Annotated in this window: 20 protein-coding genes; 8 read left to right on the top strand and 12 right to left on the bottom strand. The window is 32.5% G+C overall.

What is annotated here, in order from left to right; all coding sequences use genetic code 11:
* Positions 1 to 18: 18 nt before the first annotated feature.
* The gene (locus ATO12_RS22710) at positions 19 to 1,476 is read right to left on the bottom strand and encodes a S41 family peptidase (protein ID WP_034247027.1); all 1,458 of its coding nucleotides are present in this window, start codon (positions 1,474 to 1,476) and stop codon (positions 19 to 21) included.
* A 37-nt stretch (positions 1,477 to 1,513) separates the two neighbouring features.
* On the bottom strand, positions 1,514 to 1,705 hold the full coding sequence (locus tag ATO12_RS22705; protein WP_165583441.1) for a toxin-antitoxin system YwqK family antitoxin: 192 nt from the start codon (positions 1,703 to 1,705) through the stop codon (positions 1,514 to 1,516).
* 268 nt (positions 1,706 to 1,973) lie between these two features.
* Here ATO12_RS22705 and ATO12_RS22700 point away from each other — a divergent pair, with 268 nt between their 5' ends.
* Positions 1,974 to 3,239, top strand: coding sequence for a sensor histidine kinase (locus ATO12_RS22700; protein ID WP_034247026.1), 1,266 nt, complete (start codon positions 1,974 to 1,976; stop codon positions 3,237 to 3,239).
* 95 nt (positions 3,240 to 3,334) lie between these two features.
* Here ATO12_RS22700 and ATO12_RS22695 read toward each other — a convergent pair whose 3' ends face one another.
* From ATO12_RS22695 to ATO12_RS22685, 3 genes are all read right to left on the bottom strand, one after another.
* Complete coding sequence (locus ATO12_RS22695) at positions 3,335 to 4,936, bottom strand: 4Fe-4S binding protein (RefSeq protein ID WP_034247024.1); 1,602 nt, start codon at positions 4,934 to 4,936, stop codon at positions 3,335 to 3,337.
* 55 nt (positions 4,937 to 4,991) lie between these two features.
* Positions 4,992 to 6,299, bottom strand: coding sequence for an NAD(P)/FAD-dependent oxidoreductase (locus ATO12_RS22690; protein ID WP_034247022.1), 1,308 nt, complete (start codon positions 6,297 to 6,299; stop codon positions 4,992 to 4,994).
* A gap of 247 nt (positions 6,300 to 6,546) precedes the next feature.
* Positions 6,547 to 7,824 carry a T9SS type A sorting domain-containing protein gene (locus tag ATO12_RS22685; protein WP_165583440.1) on the bottom strand — a complete coding sequence of 426 codons (1,278 nt, stop codon included), beginning with the start codon at positions 7,822 to 7,824 and terminating at the stop codon, positions 6,547 to 6,549.
* Positions 7,825 to 8,075: 251 nt separating this feature from the next.
* On the opposite strand from ATO12_RS22685, the gene ATO12_RS22680 reads away from it, so the two are divergent.
* The 4 genes from ATO12_RS22680 to ATO12_RS22665 all read left to right on the top strand — a co-directional run bounded on the left by ATO12_RS22680 (position 8,076) and on the right by ATO12_RS22665 (position 12,108).
* Entirely contained in the window at positions 8,076 to 8,786 is a 711-nt protein-coding gene (locus ATO12_RS22680; protein WP_034247018.1) for a DUF547 domain-containing protein, read from the top strand.
* A gap of 106 nt (positions 8,787 to 8,892) precedes the next feature.
* Complete coding sequence (locus tag ATO12_RS22675) at positions 8,893 to 9,807, top strand: hypothetical protein (protein ID WP_034247016.1); 915 nt, start codon at positions 8,893 to 8,895, stop codon at positions 9,805 to 9,807.
* 43 nt (positions 9,808 to 9,850) lie between these two features.
* Positions 9,851 to 10,852 carry a glycoside hydrolase family 113 gene (locus tag ATO12_RS22670; protein WP_034247013.1) on the top strand — a complete coding sequence of 334 codons (1,002 nt, stop codon included), beginning with the start codon at positions 9,851 to 9,853 and terminating at the stop codon, positions 10,850 to 10,852.
* Positions 10,849 to 12,108 (top strand): POTRA domain-containing protein, encoded by a 1,260-nt coding sequence (locus ATO12_RS22665; RefSeq protein WP_051576035.1) that lies wholly within the window; start codon positions 10,849 to 10,851, stop codon positions 12,106 to 12,108. The genes ATO12_RS22670 and ATO12_RS22665 overlap by 4 nt, the downstream gene beginning before the upstream one ends.
* 79 nt (positions 12,109 to 12,187) lie before the next feature.
* Here ATO12_RS22665 and ATO12_RS22660 read toward each other — a convergent pair whose 3' ends face one another.
* Positions 12,188 to 12,385 (bottom strand): hypothetical protein, encoded by a 198-nt coding sequence (locus ATO12_RS22660; protein WP_034247011.1) that lies wholly within the window; start codon positions 12,383 to 12,385, stop codon positions 12,188 to 12,190.
* A gap of 302 nt (positions 12,386 to 12,687) precedes the next feature.
* On the opposite strand from ATO12_RS22660, the gene ATO12_RS22655 reads away from it, so the two are divergent.
* The 3 genes from ATO12_RS22655 (at position 12,688) to ATO12_RS22645 (ending at position 14,881) form a co-directional block, all read left to right on the top strand.
* A complete protein-coding gene (locus tag ATO12_RS22655) occupies positions 12,688 to 13,101 on the top strand; it encodes a nuclear transport factor 2 family protein (protein WP_034247009.1) in 414 nt (137 codons plus the stop codon).
* A 157-nt stretch (positions 13,102 to 13,258) separates the two neighbouring features.
* The gene (locus ATO12_RS22650; RefSeq protein ID WP_081802142.1) at positions 13,259 to 14,236 is read left to right on the top strand and encodes an alpha/beta fold hydrolase; all 978 of its coding nucleotides are present in this window, start codon (positions 13,259 to 13,261) and stop codon (positions 14,234 to 14,236) included.
* Positions 14,237 to 14,398: 162 nt separating this feature from the next.
* Positions 14,399 to 14,881 carry a hypothetical protein gene (locus ATO12_RS22645; protein ID WP_131248884.1) on the top strand — a complete coding sequence of 161 codons (483 nt, stop codon included), beginning with the start codon at positions 14,399 to 14,401 and terminating at the stop codon, positions 14,879 to 14,881.
* Here ATO12_RS22645 and ATO12_RS22640 read toward each other — a convergent pair.
* From ATO12_RS22640 to ATO12_RS22615, 6 genes are all read right to left on the bottom strand, one after another.
* The gene (locus tag ATO12_RS22640) at positions 14,871 to 15,584 is read right to left on the bottom strand and encodes a TIGR04283 family arsenosugar biosynthesis glycosyltransferase (RefSeq protein ID WP_316932941.1); all 714 of its coding nucleotides are present in this window, start codon (positions 15,582 to 15,584) and stop codon (positions 14,871 to 14,873) included. The genes ATO12_RS22645 and ATO12_RS22640 overlap by 11 nt on opposite strands.
* Positions 15,585 to 15,834: 250 nt before the next feature.
* Positions 15,835 to 16,584, bottom strand: coding sequence for a DUF547 domain-containing protein (locus ATO12_RS22635; protein WP_081802141.1), 750 nt, complete (start codon positions 16,582 to 16,584; stop codon positions 15,835 to 15,837).
* Positions 16,585 to 16,964: 380 nt separating this feature from the next.
* Complete coding sequence (locus ATO12_RS22630; protein WP_034247003.1) at positions 16,965 to 17,873, bottom strand: DUF547 domain-containing protein; 909 nt, start codon at positions 17,871 to 17,873, stop codon at positions 16,965 to 16,967.
* Positions 17,874 to 18,071: 198 nt separating this feature from the next.
* Positions 18,072 to 19,577 (bottom strand): hypothetical protein, encoded by a 1,506-nt coding sequence (locus ATO12_RS22625; protein WP_034247002.1) that lies wholly within the window; start codon positions 19,575 to 19,577, stop codon positions 18,072 to 18,074.
* A 175-nt stretch (positions 19,578 to 19,752) separates the two neighbouring features.
* Complete coding sequence (locus ATO12_RS22620; RefSeq protein ID WP_034247001.1) at positions 19,753 to 20,871, bottom strand: pyridoxal phosphate-dependent aminotransferase; 1,119 nt, start codon at positions 20,869 to 20,871, stop codon at positions 19,753 to 19,755.
* A 101-nt stretch (positions 20,872 to 20,972) separates the two neighbouring features.
* The gene (locus tag ATO12_RS22615) at positions 20,973 to 22,091 is read right to left on the bottom strand and encodes an inorganic phosphate transporter (RefSeq protein WP_034246999.1); all 1,119 of its coding nucleotides are present in this window, start codon (positions 22,089 to 22,091) and stop codon (positions 20,973 to 20,975) included.
* Positions 22,092 to 22,213 lie beyond the last annotated feature (122 nt).

Raw genomic sequence — 22,213 nt, 5'->3', positions numbered from 1 at the left:
TGATAAATACTACTTGTTTTAATGCAAATACGTATCAAATAAAAATTGTATTTCGGGATCTTTTTCTAAAAGAGAATACTCTAAATATTTTTGTATAGGAATTTTGTTGTCAGGTATAATTCCATGTTTTGATGTTGTGTTCTTGTCAAAAAATAATTCTGTTATAGGAATTCTTACCTGTAACTTTGTTTTTGGGAGTTTATAAGTTAAAAAATACCCTGCAAAGGTTGAATTTTCATTACCTCCGGTTTCTTCTCCGATAGTTTTTCCTCTATTGTGATCTTTAAATAGTTTAGCAAAATAAACAGCAGCAGAAAAAGTTTGTCCACCAACAATTAGGTATACATTACCTTTAAAATTGTCTTTATCTGCTGGGAAATTTTCTAAAACTCCTTCTTTTAGTCGATCATTACCAATATAGAGGCTGTCTTTTGTTTCGTTAAATCTTTGATACAAGAAGTTTTCAAAACCTCGTACTTCATCTTCCCCGGCAGGATTGCCATAATCATTAAGCAAGTTTTCTTTTTCAATTTTAATACTAGAAGCTCTATAATTAAATACATTTTTAAAACTAGAATCCGTAATAAATGAAAATAACAAAGCAGCTATATTGGGATTACCTCCTTCATTATTTCTTAGATCAATAGCAATGTTATTGTACTTTTCTTTATTAACTCGCTTAAAAAACTTGCTAAACTCTTCATATGCATAAGTTTCTGTAAGATCGAAAGAATTTACAGTGAGCACACCAATTTTTTTCTCTTTATAATAATGAGGGTGTATGGTACTCTCTTTTTCTAATTTATTAATAGGTAGAATAGATAGTTTGTCTATTCTGTATAGTTCGTAATAATCGATAGAGGATAAGGTTATCGTTTTTACGTCTTTGGTCTTTATATCTAAATATTCAATTTTAAATGTTTTTGGGTTTCTCTCAATAAGATTAGAGAAGTATAAAGGGAACGAAGAGGTAAGTTCTGACGCTGTTTTGGTCACACTATAATTATCTCCATGAATATGTTTATTCATTCTGTCTACTAATTCTTGTGTAGTAATATTTTGAATCCTAGTTATTTCTGTGCCATAAGGAAGTATTTTGCTTTTTATATTGGTAAATATTCTATGGTCTTTAACAAATACAGGAAAAGGAAAAAAAGATGAGTTTTCGATCATGTCGTAGGTAAATTCATCAGGAGGACCATATGCCAAATGCCCATCACCAATTCTATTAATACATTTTAGGAAATTAGGATATGAAGGCGTTTTTTTTAAGAGAGTTAGAGCCTGTTTTTTTTCCTTTAATTGCTCTTTTTCAGAGATTATTTTATAAGGATTTGGATGTTGCTTTTTTATAAGTTGATTTAGTACAGACAAATCAGACAGGTAATCATCTGATGTTAATTCGTCTATTTTTAAGGTTTGCGAAACGCAAGGAATAAAACATAAAAAAAGAAGTAAGAACAGAGAGTTTTTCATAGGGTATAATACATGTTTAAATTAGTGAGAGGAATCCTCAAGAATTATACCAATACACATTTTTTTTATTATTTCTGAAATGTCCTTCTTTTGATACTTTTCCGTTGGGATGATAAAAATGCCAAAAATCTACTTTGTACTCTCCTGATTTCCATCCTTCAGCTTTAAGTACACCATTAGGATAGTACTCATAATGATATTCTTTTGTAGAAACCATATGCTGTGTCAAAACCGGAAATATTAATATAGATATGAAAAGTTTAAATATCACTTTGCACTCTTTAATTTTATACTTAGACGAAAATAATTGCTAATCCCAACATTTTTTTTTGGGAGGATAAGAATTAAAGCATTTTTTAGCTAAAAGATGTCCGTGTTAAGTGTTTATGGTAGTGGGTATTATGATTTTTTTTAGTATATTTAACTATAGTGCAAAAATCTTTTCGTAATCATCTCTATCTTAAAAAAAGGCTGTTTATAATCAAATGATTATATATATGGATAAAGAAATAGAAAGAAAATCTTCTTATTTTCCGTTTGATGCAGTATTAGCACCTGTTTTTCTTATTGTAGTCGGTATTGCTTTTCATGGGCTTATAGAGTTTAGTATTGAAGAGTACAGTATATATTTTTTTAGGAACGTTATTCTCATTTTTGGGATTGTTATTTGCTTTTTATTATTTAAAAACAATATTGTAAATAGACTTTTTGTTTTAATTTTTACAACATACTCCATCATGTTAGCAATTATAGCTACTTTCTGGATCGAGTATTATATACCTAATCATAATTTTGAAGTACTATTTCTTAAAGTAGAATTAGTTATTGTTTTACTGATCTTTACAATTGGCATATTAGTGCATTTTAAACATATCATAATTTTAATAGGAATAAATATAGTCTTAGCTTTCTTATGCTACTTTACGGTAGGAAAAGATTACTCTAAAGAAAACTTTATCTTCTTGGTTTTTCTAGTATCTTCTTCTGGATTGATGGTATATTTCTATCAAAAAAACTATATAGATTTAAGGAGAAAAGTAAAAAACATCAATCATCTTCTTTTAATTAAGAATAAAAATTTAAAAGAAATAAATCAATCCAAAAACCAACTTTTAAGAATAATAGGACATGATTTAAGAACACCTTTTCATCAACTTAAATCATTGGCAGAAATGATACAGGAAGTAGATAGTGAAGAAGAGAGATTAGAAATAGAAAAATTGATAAAAGAATCGGCAGATAAAGGATATCAATTATTAGAAGATTTATTAAGCTGGAGTATTTATGAAGATGAATCCAAAATATTGTTAGAACAACAATCTCTGTTTGTTATAGTTGAAAACGTATTTAAATTTTCAGATCAAGAAAGAAAATCAAAGAAAATTGATTTAATAAACAAAATCCCAAAGAATTTAAACCTTATGCTTAATACTATTATGATGGAGACAGTGTTAAGGAATCTAATATCTAATGCAATTAAGTTTTCAAATATAGAATCTAAAATAGAGGTTTTATGCCAGCAATCGGATACCAGGGTAAAAGTTTCTGTCATAGATAATGGTATTGGAATGACAAGAGAATACATAGAGAAACTCTTTTTAGAAGAACAAAATATATCTATGCCAGGAACCAATAATGAAGCAGGAACAGGTTTTGGATTGAGTATTGTAAAAAAACTGGTTGAAAAACAGAATGGAGTTCTAGAAATAGAAAGCAGCCCTAATAAAGGTACAGCAATACATATGTTTTTTTATTTAAACTAAAAGAAAAATCTTAAGAAAGATAAAACCATACTGTTTAATACCATTTTGAGCGATACCTAAATAGTTAGGATCGCTCAAAATGATAATAGAATACGTTATTTTTTATTTACAAAATCCATTAAGTCTACATCATTACCTAATAAAATCTCATTAGAATTGATACGGCCGTCTAGTGCATCATTTTCAAGCTTTAGTACTCCACGTGGGCAAACTGCAGAGCAAACCCCACAGCCAACACAGCTGGATCGTACTATGTTTTCACCTTTTTGAGCATAGGAACGTACATCGATTCCCATTTCGCAATAAGTAGAACAATTACCACAAGAGATACATTGCCCTCCATTAGTGGTAATTCTAAATCTAGAAAATAAACGTTGTTGAAATCCAAGGATTGCTGCCATAGGGCAACCAAATCTACACCATGCACGGTTACCCAAAATAGGATAGAAGCCAGTACCGATAACACCAGAAAATATAGAACCAATGTATAAACCATAGGCCGATCTAAGACTTCCTGATTTAATAAAAAACACTTCATTTGTAGTACCTGTATAGTGCATTACCAGAAATGAAATTATAATTACAAAGTATCCAATTGCACCATATCTGGCATCTTTACCTAGTTCTTTTCTTTTAAAAATCATCACTATTGCAAAAACAAGAGTTAGAAAAATAGCCGCCCCTGCAAGAAAAGTACCTCGGGTTAACCAATATTTATTCGGATCACTTCCCAAATATGTATATATCATTGCTATGGTCATCACTACAGAAAAAACTAAAACAGTATGTATTAACCAACGCTCTATTCTCCATGCGCTCATTTTTTTACTGGATAATTGTCTAAATGAATCTCCTGCAGTCTCTGCTAATCCACCACAGCCGCAAACCCATGAGCAATACCATCTTTTTCCAAATTTGTAGGTTAAAATAGGAGTTATTACAAAGATAGATACCACTCCAAAAATTAGCATTCCCAGCCCAAGATTTTGTGATGATAAGAGGCCATCAATAGACCATCCATCAAACAAATAATAATTAAGAGGCCATACACTTTTTAGGTCATAATAAGGAAGATTATAATCTGGACTAGTATTTAGTCTTGCCATAAATTCTGGAATCAGGAATGCGAATCCAAGTTGAAAAAACATTACAGAAACGGTTCGTATTTGCTGGTAGCGATTGTGCCTGTATTTTAGAATAAACTTATACCCAAAAGCAATGATGGCTACAGTATAAAGAGTTCCGTATACAAACCATTGGCTGGCAGGGTTACCACTTAAAATTCTACTTAAAGGATCGAATAAAGCCACTAATCCCGTATTGGCTTCACCATTAGTACCTAATCCCAGTAGTTCTGCTTTAAAATATAACACAATATAAAAAGCAGTTAGTCCTACCCCGGTGAGCCACCCTAAAACACCTCTCGAAGAGATAGACTTAAACCAGACTCCATCATTTTTGATTCCTTCTAGTTTTTTTAAGTATAAGTCGTTTGCAAATAATAGGGTACCTGCTGTAATTAGTACCAGAGAGAGGACTAAAAACACTCCTTGATTTGGGAAATTAGTATTAAAAATGGCAAGGACTAAAATAAAGAGCCCAACCAAGCCTATGGCTAAAGCTATTTTTTGCTGTATTGAAACCCCCTTGGTATTAGGATTTGCAAGAGACATGCTATGATCTAATTTATTACTCATCGTATATTTTTTTTCAAACCTTGAAGGTTTTCAAAACCTTCAAGGTTTATGTTTTTTAAACGGTTTTGGTTTGAAGCTGTGATTTGTTATAAGCCGAAAGAATATCAGACTCATAGGCCGAATAGAATTCTGGATCAAAATTGGCTTCAGCAAGATGTTGCATCACATAATTCACATCTCTTTTTTCGGTAAGCCAACGATCAAAAACTTCGTGTCTCATTCTGATTCCGAATGTATTGATTCCTAAAAATTCTGAGGTTTCTTTATGATAGGATACTGTAATGCACTTGGTATCATCCTCGTGTATCCAATGAAACTGCTGTTCATATTCTTTGGGTTTACCAAATACCCAACCATAGGTTTGATATTCGATATCAAGAAATTTGGCACTATTAAACCAATGTCCGGGTTTGTATTCGGTTCTGTTTCCGCAGATAGTTTGTGCTAATGTTTCTCCCATCATACGACCGGTATACCAAACGGCTTCAATAGGACGGCGATTTCCTATGGCTTCATGTTGTTCTGCACAATCACCAATAGCATAAATATTAGGGATATTGGTTTCGAGAAATCTATTCACTTTTACACCTCGACCCAGTTCGATACCAGAATCTTTTAGAAAGTCTACATTAGGAGACACACCTGGGGTTAATCCAACGACATTGCAATCAATAACTTCTCCTGTTTCTTGTACGACTATAGCTTTGACTTTGCCGTTATCATCAGCAACTATTTCTTTTAGGTTTACGCCTAGTCTAAGATCAATATGATGATTTTGGATATGTCTATTAATCATCCCGCTTTCACCGGCAGGTAGGACGGCATTCCAAAAACTATTTTCGCGTACCAAAAATGTAACTGGTATATTACGAGAATGAAGCATTTCTGCTAATTCGATACCGATTAATCCTCCTCCAACAATTACGGCACGTTTGCACACTTGATTATTGGGGGCATGTTTTTCTAAATTTTCAAGGTCTTGTTTGTGGTACATACCCATAACCCCATCGAGATCCTGACCTGGCCAACCAAATTTATTAGGTTTAGAACCTACTGCAATAATCAGTTTGTCATAGCTCATAGTTTCTCCACTCGCAAATACAAGCTCATTAGCCTGGTGATTAACTTCGGAAACAAAACCATTTTTAAGTTCGATTCTGTTTTTTTTCCAAAACCAGTTTTCATAAGGTTGCGTATGTTCAAATTTCATATGTCCCATATAAATGTACATAAGAGCAGTACGCGAAAAGAAATAATCGGTCTCGGCAGAAATGATAGTAATTCTCTTATCAGACATTTTACGTATATGCCTGGCAGCAGTAACTCCTGAAATTCCATTTCCGATAATTGCAATGTGTTCCATAAACGATAATTGTAGGTTGTCAATATTTACTAAGAAGTGAACACTTCGGTCAGTAAGTCGTATATAAATATAAGAACTTAAATAGCTGGATTAATTTAGAATGAATCTAAAAACTAACGGTTTTGTAAGGGTTACCACTTTATATCGAACGAGGGAGATGTGTTTTTGGTAAAATAAAAAACTGCCTGAGAAAAGCTTCTCAGGCAGTTTTACTTTTTTTGTTTACCCTGTATTTATAATACTTCTTTTATTGCTTTACTATTTTACGAGTGATCACTCGATCTTTGGTTATTATTTTTATAGTATACAATCCTGTTTTGTAAGCACTCATATTAATAGAAACTACACCTTTGTTATTTGGGATATGTTTTTGGGTACTACTTCTCCCATTATTTAGAGATGTTAATGCTATGGTTACAGATGATTTTTCTACCTGGCCAGTTTGTATGTACAGTATGTTTTGAACTGGGTTAGGATACGTTGTGATCTCTTTTTGATAAAGACCTTCTTTTTTTGCTGTTCTGGAAATAACTCTGGATTTTTCTGGGCAAAATTCTGTTTCAGGATCTTTTAGCCATGTAGCTCCATTTGCAGGATGTCCTACGATACAATCAATAGAATTGTATCGAGCATTCATATAATCTAATTTACTGTTATTGGATGCTATCAGGTTAGTTAGATTATTGCTGTTACATGTTAAAATCTCCAAAGTAGTGTTTTTACTTACATCTAAACTCTTTAGCTTATTACTATGACAACGTAATTGTTTCAATTTAGTATTCTTACTTACATTTAGACTTGTTAGATTATTAAAGGAAGTATACAAGTAAACTAGTTTAGTGTATTTGCTTGTGTTTAAGCTTTTTAATTTGTTATTAGAACAATATAATCCCTCTAATTTAGTACTGTTATTTATATCTAATTGTGTTAATTTATTATATTGGCAATTCAACGTTTTTAATTCTTTTTGTCTGCTTAGTTTTAGTTCGGTTATCCTATTGTTATGACAATTCAGTTCTTGTACTTTCCTACTGTTAGGTAAAAACAGTTTGCTTAACTTATTATAGCTACAGTCTAGTAAAGTTAAGTCACGGCTGAGTATTGTTAGTGATTCTAGGTTATTTCGGCTACATCTTATACTTTCTAATTTAGTATTTTTGCTAAGGTCTAAATCGGTCACTTTATAGTTTTTATAGAAAAACAATGCTATTAATTTTGTGTTTTTACTAAGATCGATTTCTCTGATTCTAGTTTTGCTAATTGATAAGCTATTAATGTTTTTAAAAGCTTCTATACCTTTAAGATTAGATATTTGACTTCCGGAGACAAATATATGCTGCGCATATGCCTGGGCTTCGCTAACTTCTATTTTGCCGTTGTTATTGGTGTCAATATTATGATCTTCGAGTAATGCTCTTTTAAATCGGGCATCAGGAATAATAACTTCCTGCGCTTGTAAGGAGAGGGTAAGTGTTACTAATGCAATACAACTACACACCCATTTTTTTTGTGTTGGTACTATCATGATTTTGGTTTTTTTGTTGAACGGCGAATTTAAATAGGTGGGCGATGATGTATGTCCTGATTTCTTGATTATAAAAGAATCAGGATACATTTATGCTTATAGTTGGGAAGCTATTTGGAAAAATAAAATCTAAAATTGTTTGTAAGTTGATGATTTTCCATTCGACTGAATGCCCATTACCAAGGTAAATTTTAACAATTTAAAATACGATAAATTCAGTTTTTTGATAGAACTGATCAATAAGGTAAAGGATGAAAAAAATAACAATTCTATTAGTTCTTCTCTCAATTCAATTTGGGTTTTCGCAAAGTAGTACAGCATTTTTTACTAAAGCAGATAGCTTTTTTAAAACCTATGTATCTAATGGGAGAGTGAATTATAAAACCATAAAAAAAGACCCATCTTCGTTAGAAGAGTTATTAAAAATAGCTGCGAATGTAAAGGTTACAATAAGTGATGTTAAAACCTATCAGGCTTTTTATATTAATGCGTATAACTTGGCAGTAATAAAAGGGATAGTAGATAAATACCCAACAAAATCACCATTAGATATTAAAGGGTTTTTTGATAAAACTACGTATGTATTAGGAGGCAAAAAAACAACACTTAATGATCTGGAAAATAAGATCCTTCGCAAAAATTTCCCTAAGGAAGCTCGATTTCACTTTGTGTTAGTTTGTGCAGGTCTAGGTTGTCCCCCTATTATCCCCTCTGCTTATAAACCGTCAACATTAGAAGATCAATTGCAACGACAAACAGTAAAAGCTTTAAATAACCCTAATTTTATTAAAGTGAAGGGAAATAAAGTACAATTATCACAAATTTTTGAATGGTATAAGGTAGATTTTACTCAGAATGGATCAGAAGTAGATTTTGTAAATAAATTCCGAAAAGAGAAAATTCCGGCAAAAGCCAAAGTATCATATTACTCCTATGATTGGAGCTTAAATCAAACTAAATAATCACAATTATTTCAAAATAATCTTTAACAATAAATAAGAATTTTTATCAAAGTTTTTTATATCAAAGCTGCTTTGAAAGAGGATACTTATGTAAAAAAAAGCAATAATGAAAACCAAAAGAATACTAATAACAACAATAAGTCTTTTTGTACTAGCTATAGGATTTGCGCAGGATGAGGATTCAGGAAAATCAAATATTCAAGAGTTTACACCTTCAAAACTTTTAAAGAAAGGGCAATGGGATATTAAATTTTTTAATAGTATATATACACAAACAGAACAAACTGATTCGGGATCTAAATCGGTAACTATAGACAGACAGACTTTTTTTACAAATACTACCGAAATATTTACGGGGATTAGTAAAAATTCGAGAGTAAATGTTGGACTTATCTTTCAGGTGAGAGCAAATACGTATGGAGGAGCAGGAGCGTTGGAAGTATTGAGCTTTAAAGATAATACTACAGATGCAAGAAGTGGACTTACTACAATAGCACCGTCAATACGAATACAACCTTTTAAAAACATAGCAAACTTTTCTTTTACCAGTTCATTTTATATCCCTGTATTTGAAGATGTACCAAATGCACCTTATTTAGATAAAAGAAGTTTTTTCTGGGAGACTAAATTTTTCTATGATAAAACTTTTGGAGGTAACAAATGGCAGATTTTTACAGAAGCAGATTTCGGATATAATTTTGGAGAAAAGTCAGCAGATGCTGATCCGGCTAGCGAAAACGTATCAGAGCGATTCGCAAATAATAGTTTGTTTGTACCATTAAGTGCTTTTTTAAGTTATTTCCCAAGTTCAAAATCTACAGTTTTTGTAAATGCCCAACAGGCTTTTTTGTTTGATTTAGGAAATGATTTTGATCAGGATTACACCCAGTTAGGATTTGGAGGTAAATATCAGCTTACTAAAGTTCTTAACCTGGAAGCATCTTTTGGTAAGATCGTTAGAGGAAATAATTTTCAGGGATTAGGGCAAACATTTAGTCTAGGTTTAAGAGCGTTATTCTAGAATACTAGTATAAAAATTGTATTTTCAGCAGTAAAAAAATAGCATGAAAAATATTTTTCTACTGTTGTTAGCCTTTATTTTTTGTACGTGTGCTGGACAAGGACCTAAGATTAATGGAATTAGTTTTGTAGGTGCTCCAGAGGAGATTACTGCTGCAGAAATTGATCCTGTCGTAGAAGTTAATGCCAATTGGGCTGCAGTGATGCCTTTTGGATTTATAAAAAATCTGGAAACCCCAACTGTAGTTTTTAATATCGAGAGGCAATGGTGGGGAGAGCGAAGAGATGGAGCTAAAAAAACGATTGAGTTATTGCATGACAGAGGGATTAAGGTAATGCTAAAGCCTCAAATTTGGGTGTGGAGAGGAGAGTTTACAGGAAATATCAGTATGAAATCTGAAAAAGACTGGAAAACACTCGAAAAGTCATACGAGGATTTTATACTGCTTTATGCAGTATTGGCAGAAGAAATGCAGGTTCCTATACTTTGTATCGGCACAGAGTTGCATACGTTTGTTCAGACAAGACCCGAGTTTTGGAATCAATTAATTACTAAAATACAATCGGTTTATAAAGGAGAATTAACTTATGCAGAAAATTGGGATCAGTTTGATAAAGCACCCTTTTGGGATCAATTAGATTATATAGGTGTAGATGCGTATTTTCCGGTTTCACATAGTAAAACACCAACGGTAGAAGAGCTTAAGAAAGGATGGCAAAAACATAAAAATAATATTATCACAATACAAACCAAAATGAAGAAACCTGTTTTATTTACAGAATACGGTTATCGAAGTGTTCATTTTACAGGAAAAGAACCCTGGGATTCTAGCCGTTTTGATGGTAAAATTGATCTCGAAGGGCAAAATAATGCATTGACCGCTTTGTATCAGGAATTCTGGAATGAACCCTGGTTTGCAGGAGGATTTCTGTGGAAATGGTATCATAATCATAATGAAGTTGGAGGAGAGCGTAATAATCGATTTACGATACAAAACAAACCTTCAGAACAACTAATAAAAGAGTTTTACTCAACAAAAAAATGAATTTTTCTAGACTAGTTTTTTTCATATTTTTTACCACTTGTGTTGCTTTTGGGCAAAACAAAGTGGTTTCCGAAATTCGTATACAAGGAAATAAGAAGACCAAAACCTCTGCTATAACCAGACTCACTAATATTGAGCAAGGTAAGGCTTTGGATTCTTTACAGATCGAGAAAGATATTAGAAGATTAAAAAGATTACCTTCTATAGCACATGCCTATTACGAAGTTTATGAAAAAGAAGAAGGCTATGAGGTTGTTTATGGAATAGAAGAGAATTTTACGATCATTCCTTCTGCCAATCTCTATACCACCAATAATGATGAGTTTGCTTTTAGAATAGGATTGTATGAGTTTAATTTATTTGGCCAAAATATAGTTCTGGGAGGATTGTATCAAAATGATATTTATAGCTCTTATGGAGCAAATCTAAGAGCACCATTTTTGTTTAGCAAGAAATTAGGAGTAGCCTTTAATTATAGTAATCTTACTACCGAAGAACCTGTATTCCTCGAAAGTGGTACTGCAGATTATAAATATAATAATACCTCCTATGAAGTATTAGGACTGTACCAATTTAATTTTCAGAATCGTATTGAGTTGGGGGTGAATTATTTTAATGAAGATTATACGTACAAACGTGGAGCTACCGAAGCAGGAGTGCCCCAAGATTTTGATGTAAATAAGCTATTATATAAGCTAATATACGAATACGATAACCTGGATTATGATTATCAATATGTATCGGGATTTAAAAGTACATTAAATGCACAATATGTGGTGAGTACCGAAAACGTCTTACCCGATTTTCTTATAGGGTGGAATGATTTTTTATACCATAAAAGAATAGGTAAAAAAGGAAATTGGTCTTCTAGACTACGATTAGGGTTAGCAAGCAATGATGATTCTCCATTTGCACCGTTTGCAGTAGATAATAACCTTAATATTAGAGGAGTTGGTAATACTATTGATCGAGGAACGGGAGTAATTGTCCTTAATACCGAGTATAGACACACATTGTATGAGAAAGATTGGTTTGTATTACAGAGCAATGTCTTTGTAGATGGGGGAAGCTGGCGTAATCCCGGAGGAGATTTTGGAGATTTTGGAGATTCTCAAAATTTTAGAATATATCCTGGTGTGGGCTTACGTCTTATGCATAAACGAATTTTTAATGCCATTTTTAGAATTGATTATGGGCATGGAGTTACAGATGATGCTACCAAAGGATTTGTGTTTGGGATCGGGCAATATTTTTAATACTCTGGTTTTATCTAATATAGAAAAGGGCTTGACTTTACATAAACCAAACCCTATTACTTAATTGGATAAGTAGTTACTAAAAATCATTTAAGCATTGATGTACTAATGGAGATCCCAGACAACAGCCATTGGGTAATGAACCACCACCACAAAAGGCACATCTTTCAGGGGGGTATGTTGGGCAATTTCCTATGTGACGACCTCCATAAACAGATTGTTGTTCATTTTTACTTAGTTTATGAGCACCACTTAAATTCAAAATGTTTTTTAACATAATTAAGGTTTTAAAAATATAACTCTCCCGAACAGTTAAAGACATTCAGGTATATGTCTATTCTAACAAGAATTTTTTTGATATTATTTATTGGCTTAAGATTATATTTAGCTTTTAAAAAAGTTAATTTTCTATTCAAAATCGTCTTTTTGTACCCATACGCACGTATTCGTTAAAAAGAAGTTAATTAATTACCGAACGTTTGGTAAAAAACTATGTATTTCTATATTTGTACTCGTATTAGAAGTTAAATACGAAGTTTAGTCATAGAAAAATATAAACAACAAAAAAACCAAATTGTTATGGAACAGAAATTTCCACTACCTCCGTTTTCAGAAGAAACAGCAAGACAAAAAGTACAAATGGCCGAAGACGCCTGGAATACAAAAAATCCAGAAAAAGTTAGTCTGGCCTATACTAGAGATAGCGAATGGAGAAACAGAGATCAGTTTCTGAAAGGAAGAGATGAAATCGTTACGTTTCTTACCCAAAAATGGGAAAATGAACTTACCTATAAACTAAAGAAAGAGTACTGGGCACATACAGATAATCGCATTGCGGTAAGATTCGAATATGAGTATGAGAATAAAACAGGAGATTGGTATAGAGCCTACGGAAATGAAATGTGGGAATTTGATGCAAATGGTTTAATGAAAAAAAGATATGCAAGTATTAATGACGTTGCTATAACCAAAGAGGAGAGGAAGTATATTTAGGAATTCTAAAATTTATTTTTGTACCGTATCAAGGCTAATATAGCACGTATTGAAGTAAAAAAGAAAAGAAAATTATAATAGTATTATTTTTTTATATAAAAAAATTACCGAACGTTCGGTAATAAAAATAAATTAGTAACATTACACTTTTGAAATCATGAAAATAATAAAAATCACACTAGGAATTGCAGTATTTGCAATGATTACGTTAACCACGTATTCTTTTACGAAGAATTTAGAAATAGAAAATAAGGATAAAAAATCACTAGTTACACCAACACGATATAAAACTGTTAATGTACATGGGGTGGATATATTTTACAGAGAAGCAGGCTCAAAAAGTAAACCTACTATCGTATTGTTGCATGGATACCCCACATCATCCCATATGTTTAGAAATTTGATTGTTGACCTGGCAGATGATTATCATATTTTGGCACCAGATTACCCAGGATACGGAAGGTCGGAACAACCATTACTATCAGAATTTGACTATACTTTTGATAATATGGCTACTATTATTGAAGGTTTTTTGACTACACTGAAGGTAAAGAAGTTTAGCATCTATCTTATGGACTATGGTGCTCCTGTAGGGTTTAGAATTGCTGCTAAATATCCTAACCGTATCGAGTCACTAATCATTCAAAATGGTAATGCTTACAATGAAGGTATCAGAGAGTTTTGGGACCCTCTTAAAACATACTGGAATGACCCATCTGTTAAAAATGGTAAAGCTTTAGAAGGTTTTCATAAGATAGAAGGATTAAAATGGCAATATACTCATGGTGTTAAAGAAGTTAATAAGATTAGTCCTGACAACTGGGAAATCGATTTACAGCATTTAACACGAAAAGAGAATAATGAGATTCAGTTAGCGATGTTTTATGACTACAGAACTAATATTCCGTTGTATCCCAAATGGCAAAAATACTTAAGGGATTACCAGCCGCCCACATTAATTGTTTGGGGTAAAAATGATCGTATTTTTCCGGCAGAAGGTGCGTATCCCTATAAGAGAGATTTAAAAAATATAGAATTTCATTTATTAGATACAGGGCATTTTGCTCTAGAAGAAAAAGGAGATGAAATAGCAGGTTATATTCTTAATTTTTTAAAGAAAAATAACATTAAATAGAGTGTCTAAACCTATAAATGATGCAAAACGACTTTTATATTAATCTATATAAAAGTCGTTTTTTTCTATTGAATGTAGTGCTATTTAATCCTGATTCTGATATTTGGATATACGCAACCATTTTTTATATCTGTTATCTACTAAGTATAAAAATATAAACAGATGAAATCATTTTACTTCATTTTAATTCCCTTTTTGTTTTTGTCCTGCAATAATGATGATGATACTACTACAGAAAATACTATTGAATCTTTAGTTTTTGGAAAATACACAGGAGAATGTCTTGAAAATTGTTTCACTGTATTTAAAATAGATACAGAAAAAATAACAAAAGATACTACTGTAAAGTATTATAGTAATGATTTTACATTTAAAAGCTCTTTTGAGTATTCTAAAGAAGTATTTGAAAAATATAATTCATTGTTATCCAGTATTCCTAATGAGTTAAAAAATGGTACTGGCAAAACGTATGGGTGTCCGGATTGTGCAGATCAGGGAGGGTTTTGTTTTGTATTACAAATGTCTGATGGAAAAATAAAGAAATATAATGTCGATGTAGATCATACCGAAGATCAAAGTACAGAAATTGTAGTGTTTAAAAATAAGATTGCCAATACTATAGAAGAACTAAACGTTATAGATTAACAACTTTTTCTTTATAGTAACGATATAGATCTTCTGATGAGGCTCCCATCCATCTTCGCATATGAATATTTAAAAAATGATATTGCAAACGCCAGACACCAATCTCTTCATAACGTCTGGCAGAAGTAATCACATATTTAGGGATGATTACAAATTGTTTAATTGCAAATAAACGATCGACAAGGTCATTATCTTCATAAACGATAAAAGATTCGTCATAGCCGTCGATTTGCCGAAATAGAGTTGAGGTTATAAATTGACTCTGATCACCACCTCGACATCGCTTACTTTTAAATTGTGTTAACCACCCAAGAAAACGTAACCACCAATGATTAGAGTCAAATTTCATCCTAAAACAACCAGCATTATTTCCTTTTCTAACTTCTGCTATGATATCATTATCAAAACCTTGCGGAGGGAAAGAATCTGCATGAAGAAAGTACAGAATATCACCTTTTGCAGCTTTACCTCCCGTATTTAATTGTTTGGCACGACCTTTTTCTGAGGTAAGAAGTTTAATCAAAATTGATTCATTTTTTAGTGCCGTATTTACAATATCTTGAGAACCATCAACACTACCGCCATCTACAATTATAATTTCTTTTATATTTTCTTTAGTATCACAAGATTTAATTAGATGAGAAATCAAACGACTAATTGTTTCTGCTTCATTTAATATGGGGATAATAATGGATATTTTCAATTTTATTCAGAATTCGATTATATTGTAAATTTACTCATTTAACCTGCATTATACATTAGAATTTCGTTATGAGGCTTGAAACTACTAGAAAATATGACATTTTCTTAATTTTAGCATAGCATCGCTACGGTTAAATTGAAAAATGTAGTGCAACGGTATATTTTGAAGTGGTTTCAATACGTAATAGATTTTCTAATGTATAATGCGGGTTTAAGCTCCCAATCATATTCTTTATTCTCTTTTTTGTTTTCTAATCCAGTACAACTGCCGAAGGATAATCTTTTGACTGTTCATTTAATCCCCAATTGTATTCTTTATACCCTTTTTTGGATTGTTTTTCAATTTTTATTGCAGAGTATCTGTTAATAAAGTCCTTAACATCACCACCATTTACTTTAAAATCTCTTTTATACCAGCTAAATATTTTCGACACTATGACTTTGTCTTTTGTAATTGTATTTCGGGTAGGGTCATTAATAAATTTTTCGGTTTGACTATCAAGAGCAGTATTAAGGTTCTCTGCAGTATACGCTCTGTTCCATACCACGGGACAAGAAATCGATGCACAGTTGATAGCAAAGTGGATTCTTGGGTCACCAAATTTTCTTAAGATTTTGTGTTCTAACTCACCCAAACTATACCATACTCCATCAATTTTGAAGAATTTTTTACCCCAGGGATCTTCAAGATCTTTGATACTTTTTAACGGGTAACTATCTATTACAAGCTTTATCGTATATGCATTATAGGCGTTGATCCAATATGCTAATTTCTCTTCTCTTGTCCAATTTTCCTGAGGTGGGTTTTCAGAAAGTTGTTTAAAATATCGGTATAATTGAGAGCTATCTCTCATAAATCCATTATAATCCACTTTTCCGTCATCAGACACATTTAGGAGTAACGCTTGATCCCAAATGATGTGATCAAAACTGTTTTGTGATTGAATCTGATTTAAAGATAATATGGCAAATAACATTACTATAATTTTGGGAGCTTTCATTTTCTTAGGTTTTAGAATGGTTATTATTTAATTTTTATAAACTCTTCTTTTAAAATCTATGGTTTTAGTAGAGAATCAGGAAATGAACTTACAGTTAAAATTCAGTTTTAGTTGATTTTTGGGTGAATGATTAGAAGTATAAAATATAAAGAGAAGAGATAGCTTGTGATTAAATAAAAGATGTTAAGTATTTGATTATCAATATTTAATAGTGATGATGGTTTTTTAAATAATTAGAGTAACTCTGCCAGTATTAGATTAAGGTTTTTAGGTAAAATTTAACTTTTTAAAAAGCCATAATCAACTACTTATTTTCCCAGAAGTTTTACGTTGGAATAAGAATTTAGACAATAAATGAGTAAAACATTATAAGAGTTTTACTATTCGTTTAAGCTCCAATTGTATTTTTTAAAACTCTTTTTTGCATTAGAATTAATAGTAATTCTAGAGTATTTATTTAAAAAATGAATTAAAGAACCTTCGGTTTTAAAATCTTTTGCAAACCAGGTAAATATTTTAGAAAGTTGAACGCTATTAGCAGTTATTGTATTCCGTTTAGTATCGTTAATAAAGTTAATCGCTAATTTTTCTAATTCATGATCTACATTTTGAGCGGTGAACGCTTTGTTTAATAATGAAGGGCAAGAAATAGAGGCACAATTTATACCAAAATGAATCCTGGGATCTCCCATTTTTCGTAAAATTCTATGTTCTACGTCATTAAGAGTATACCACTTACTTCCTAGCTTAAAAAAACGCAAATCCCAAGGATCCTTAATGTCTTTAATACTTTTTATAGGATAATTGTCTAGAATTAATTTTATAGTAAATGCATTATATACATTTATCCAATATGCTAAGACATCAGATTTACTCCAGTTTTCTGCGGGGATATTTTTACTTAATGCCTCTAGATATAATTTCAATACAAAGTAATCTTGTTTAAAACCGATATAATGTACAGTACCGGTAGCAGAAACATGTTTCTGTAGTAAATCATTCCACGATTGATGATTAAATGCTTCAATGATACCAGCTTTTGGTTCTTCTTTTGGTGTAACAACGGTCTCTTTTTGTTGTTGTGAAACTTCTTCAATTTCTTCTTCTGGTTCTACTTTTTCAATCGTTGTATCTGGTGCTTTTTCTTCTATAGGAACAGTAACTGTAGGAGTATTTTCTTTTTCTTCAGTTGTAGTATGCTCTTCGGGAGTTGTATTCTGAATAGCTTTTTTACTTCCGCCGCAGGCAACAGATACACAAATTAATACGATAAAAAATAGGTTCCTCATTTGGCGATCACTTTTTAAGCTAACTAAGATACATTTCCTGTTGGATAAAATTCTGAGTATGATGAAGATTCTCTAAAAAACTAAATAGTGATCTACTTTTTGATATTAAAATTAGCCAATTCAAGTACTTCGTTTTTAGAAGAAATACTTGAATTGACACTTTTTAATTTAATCCTACCAAAATAGGATTATAGATGATCAATCAGTATGAATCTCTAAAGGGTCTACTAAGTTATCTGTAGTATCATCATTAGGATTTGTTCTAACATAGAACCCATAATCAGCCTCTACGCCATGTACATTAGGAATCTCCATAATACCTTTCTTTAATAGTCTACCCAATTCTTCAGGATGAAGTCGATATCCGCTAGCCAGGTTAATCATTCCTACCGAAGAACCGTGGGCTCCTTCTATTTCGAATACATCATGTTCTACATTGTCTATTTCATCGCGATTAAGCCCCGAAAAAGCAAGAATACTATGCGTGTAATGTCCATTAAGAACCCAGGAATCTTGTCCGAAATCCATAAAAGGCACTTCATCTTCTCCAGAGAGCCCTCCGACGTTACCAATCATATCCCGAAGTGCTTCACCAACCTCTTCTCTAAAAGCTCCTCGTACAAGATCAGGCGCTTCGTCTGCCTCACTAATTTTTGGAGCAATCAAAGTAGCATCAAGTATCCAGCCAATAGGCCCTAAAACGAATAAAAATGCTCTTAGCAGTTTGATATACCAAGGAATATCTACATCAACATCAATCCCGCTGGTAAATACATTTACAAATCCATCATGCCAGCGAATAGAGCCTTTTACATTGTAGAATTTTCTAAAAAACAGAAGTAAAACACCATCCCATTCTATAGTTGCTCCCGATTTTTCGGCTTCACCACTTATCTCAATTCCTAAATCATGCATACTCATTTGCATAGCATTTATGGTAGCTCCTTCGATGCTTTCTCCTACTTTTTCTTCTGCTTTTTTGGCCAATACAGTATCCATAGCATCTCTGGATATGATAATTTGAATTCCAGTATTTTCTGGAACTATAGAGTGATTTTCAGGCATTTGAGCAGATTCTCCAGGTAATGCTAATGTGGCGATTAGTGCAGGAGTAGTGTCCAACATCGTACTATTGTTTACTTGTGGGTTTTGTGGTTGTCCCGGCGGAAACCCAACCTGTACATGTTCTATTTGTGAGGTAGCTCCCAGGTAGAAATCGGTATTCCAGGTAGATCGATTAGGGATTTCATCTTCTTCAAAAACAGAACCCTCTATTCCCCCGATCAACGAATTATAAATAGGAATATCCATGTTTTGTAAAATATCATCGATTAAACCGGTAGCAAATGTACCTACGAGTCCACCAATATCTTCTGGGGTAGCTTCTTCTACTTCATCAACAGATAATGCTGCAACGGGAGATGACCCAGAAACACTTCTTACAAAAGGTCTAAGTTTCATCCAAATATCAAACGGAGAAGCATCAGAATCTCCATTCTTAAACTCACCGGTAATATGTAAACCTATCCTGGCATTGTTAGTAGCAGGCTCTCTAACCTCTATTGTTGGTTCATTGATTTGGATTTGAATATCTCCAAATTCAAATGATGAAGGAATAACTTCTGTAGCATATAAATGAGTAACAATCCCTTTAATAATATCTACATTGATACCAACTGCAATTTTTACTTCTCCTAAGTCCATACTCGTTTTTTTTGTTGTTAATATTAGGACTTAAAATATAGTATTATACAAAAGTGATCAAGGGGTAAAAAACTAGTGTTTAGGGGGTTAATAGACTATTTGTAGCGCGTTATATGATTTGTTTTTTTGTAAAATGATAGTTTTAATGTAGCATCTAATCTGTAATAGTGCCATATTACTCATAAAGACTGGCTAATGCCTGGGTGAATAGTGTAACCTCTTCGATGGTTCCTGTACTTATTCTACACCAATCAAAAAAAGGAGGAAACGGTCGCCCTATTAAGACTCCTTTTTCTAACATTTCTTTATGTAATGTACGTATATTTTTTCCAGATTTAAAGAAGATAAAATTGGTATGCGATTTTACATAAGGGAGTTTAAGAGTATCCAGGGTTTTATAAATCATCTCTTTTGCTTCCCAGGTCTTTTGTAGGCTGAAGTTGTAAAACTCCTTATCATTCAATGCTTCTTTAGCAGCGGCAATAGCAGGAACATTACTATAAGCTACCATGTTTCTTCGAAGTTTTTCTGCCAAAGCTGGTTTTGCAATAAGATAACCAATACGAAGACCTGCCATACCATATACTTTTGAAAATGTTCTGGATACGATCACATCTTTTTCTTGTTTTACAAGTTCGACCATCGAAGGATAATTAGGATCTTCGATATAGTCATAATAAGCTTCATCACTAAATAGAATGGTCTTATTACTAATAGTATCACAAAAATCCATTAGCTTTTTTGAAGGAAGAATAGTAGAAGTTGGATTATTGGGATTACAGAGAAAAACTAATTTTGTTTTTGAAGAAATTCGTTTTTCGATCTCTGCCATATCATATCCTTTATCATCATCTACCGGTACCCAGTTTACGACTGCTCCCCATTGCTTGGCATATGTCATCATCGCCAGAAAAGTAGGCTTCCCGGCAATAATTTCTCCTCCATTTGCAGCAAAAGTAAGCCCCGTAATTTTTAAGCCTTCTGTAGAGCCACCGCAGATGATAATATGATCTTTGGTTACTCCTTCTTTTTGAGCCAAAATTGTAGCTAATTCATCAGCATATGCATACGGGTATCTACAACTATGGTCAAAAGCAGCTATAATCGCTTTTCTTACCTTTTCTGAAGGTCCATAAGGATTCTCATTAGAACTTAATCGTATATGTTTTGATAACGGTCGGGGATTGAATGTATTGATTTCTTCTAATGTCAATGCATTGGTGATACCTAAACCTCCTAGTAATGCAAAGCTCCCTCCCAACGAAGTAGATTTTAACCATTCTCTTCTATCCATGATGTTTTATCTTTAAAATGATTTGCTTTCTAAAGATAACAATTTATTGATTTTAAAGCTCTTATGGGGTTAATCAAACTTCGTAAATTTTTAAAACCTGGCTATAGAATACTTTGAAGCAATTTAAATAATAATCCACTTGCAATAGCAGCTATCGGAAGTGTAAGTACCCAGGATAATAATATTTTAGAAATCATCTTAGGATCTGCTTTTTTAGTTACCGTGCCAATTCCAAATATAGAACCAACAGACACATGTGTTGTAGAAACAGGTAAGCCATGAATACTTGCTGTAGTTACCAATAAACCTGTAATCATATTAGCCGTAAACCCTTGTCCAGAATTCATAGGAGTGATTTTTTTGCTCATGATAACACCAACTTTTTTGGCGTTTATAAGTCCTCCTAATGCCATGGTTATGGCAACTGCAATCATTCCCCATTTAATATCCAAAGTATTAATGATTAACAGTAAGCCTACAATTTTAGGAGTATCGTTAAGCCCTCGTGCAAAACTAACAATCCCTGCACTTAGATAATGTAAACTGTCTAGTACTTTCTGAGAATTAATACCTAATAGTTTTCCATTGTAGGTCTCTAATTTGGTGTGGTGAATAGAAGTTTTGATTTTGGTCTCTTTAGCGACTGTACTCATATGGTGTGCAGCAACTGGTATCGCTTCAGCTTCTTGTTTTTTATCAATATAGATACCACTGTTTTTTGTGATATTAAGTTTTTTCCTGATATACCTAAAAATGATATACAATACTAAACTTAATACGGCAGCCATTAATGGGCTTACAATAAGAGGAACTAAAAACGTTTTCCCAAGTTTTGCAAAATTAAACTCTGTACCAATGGCCATTACTCCAGCACCAAAAAGAGCACCTACAAGACTATGAGTTGTTGATATTGGCATTCCTATTTTTGTAGCAATAAATACAGTGAAGGCAGCTCCAAGAGCAATAGAGATCGCAAAAATCGGCATCTGGATTAATTCATTAGGCACTAGTCCTTTTCCAGAAAAGTTTTTTACCAGTTCTTCGGCTAAAAAGATAGCAGCAACAGAACCTGAAAATGTTGTTATTGTAGCCCAATTTATTGCTTTTTTGTAATTCGTAGTTCCACTTCCGAAGAGTGTGGCAACGCCTTTAAAATTATCATTGGCACCATTACTATATGCCAAAAAACAAGCAGCAATAAAAAGAAGAATTAATATCATCGGTATATATGTAGTTAAGAATTAATTGTTCATAATCCGACGCATTGTTTTGAATTACCTTACAGTATTTATAAAAGAAAACAAAAAAAGAAGCCGAAGACAAATACTTGTCTTCGACTTCT

The organism is Aquimarina atlantica, assembly GCF_000626715.1.
GTDB classification, from domain to species: Bacteria; Bacteroidota; Bacteroidia; order Flavobacteriales; family Flavobacteriaceae; genus Aquimarina; species Aquimarina atlantica.
The sequence above is the reverse complement of the archived record's forward strand: the minus strand, read 5'-3'. Positions and strand labels throughout refer to the sequence as shown.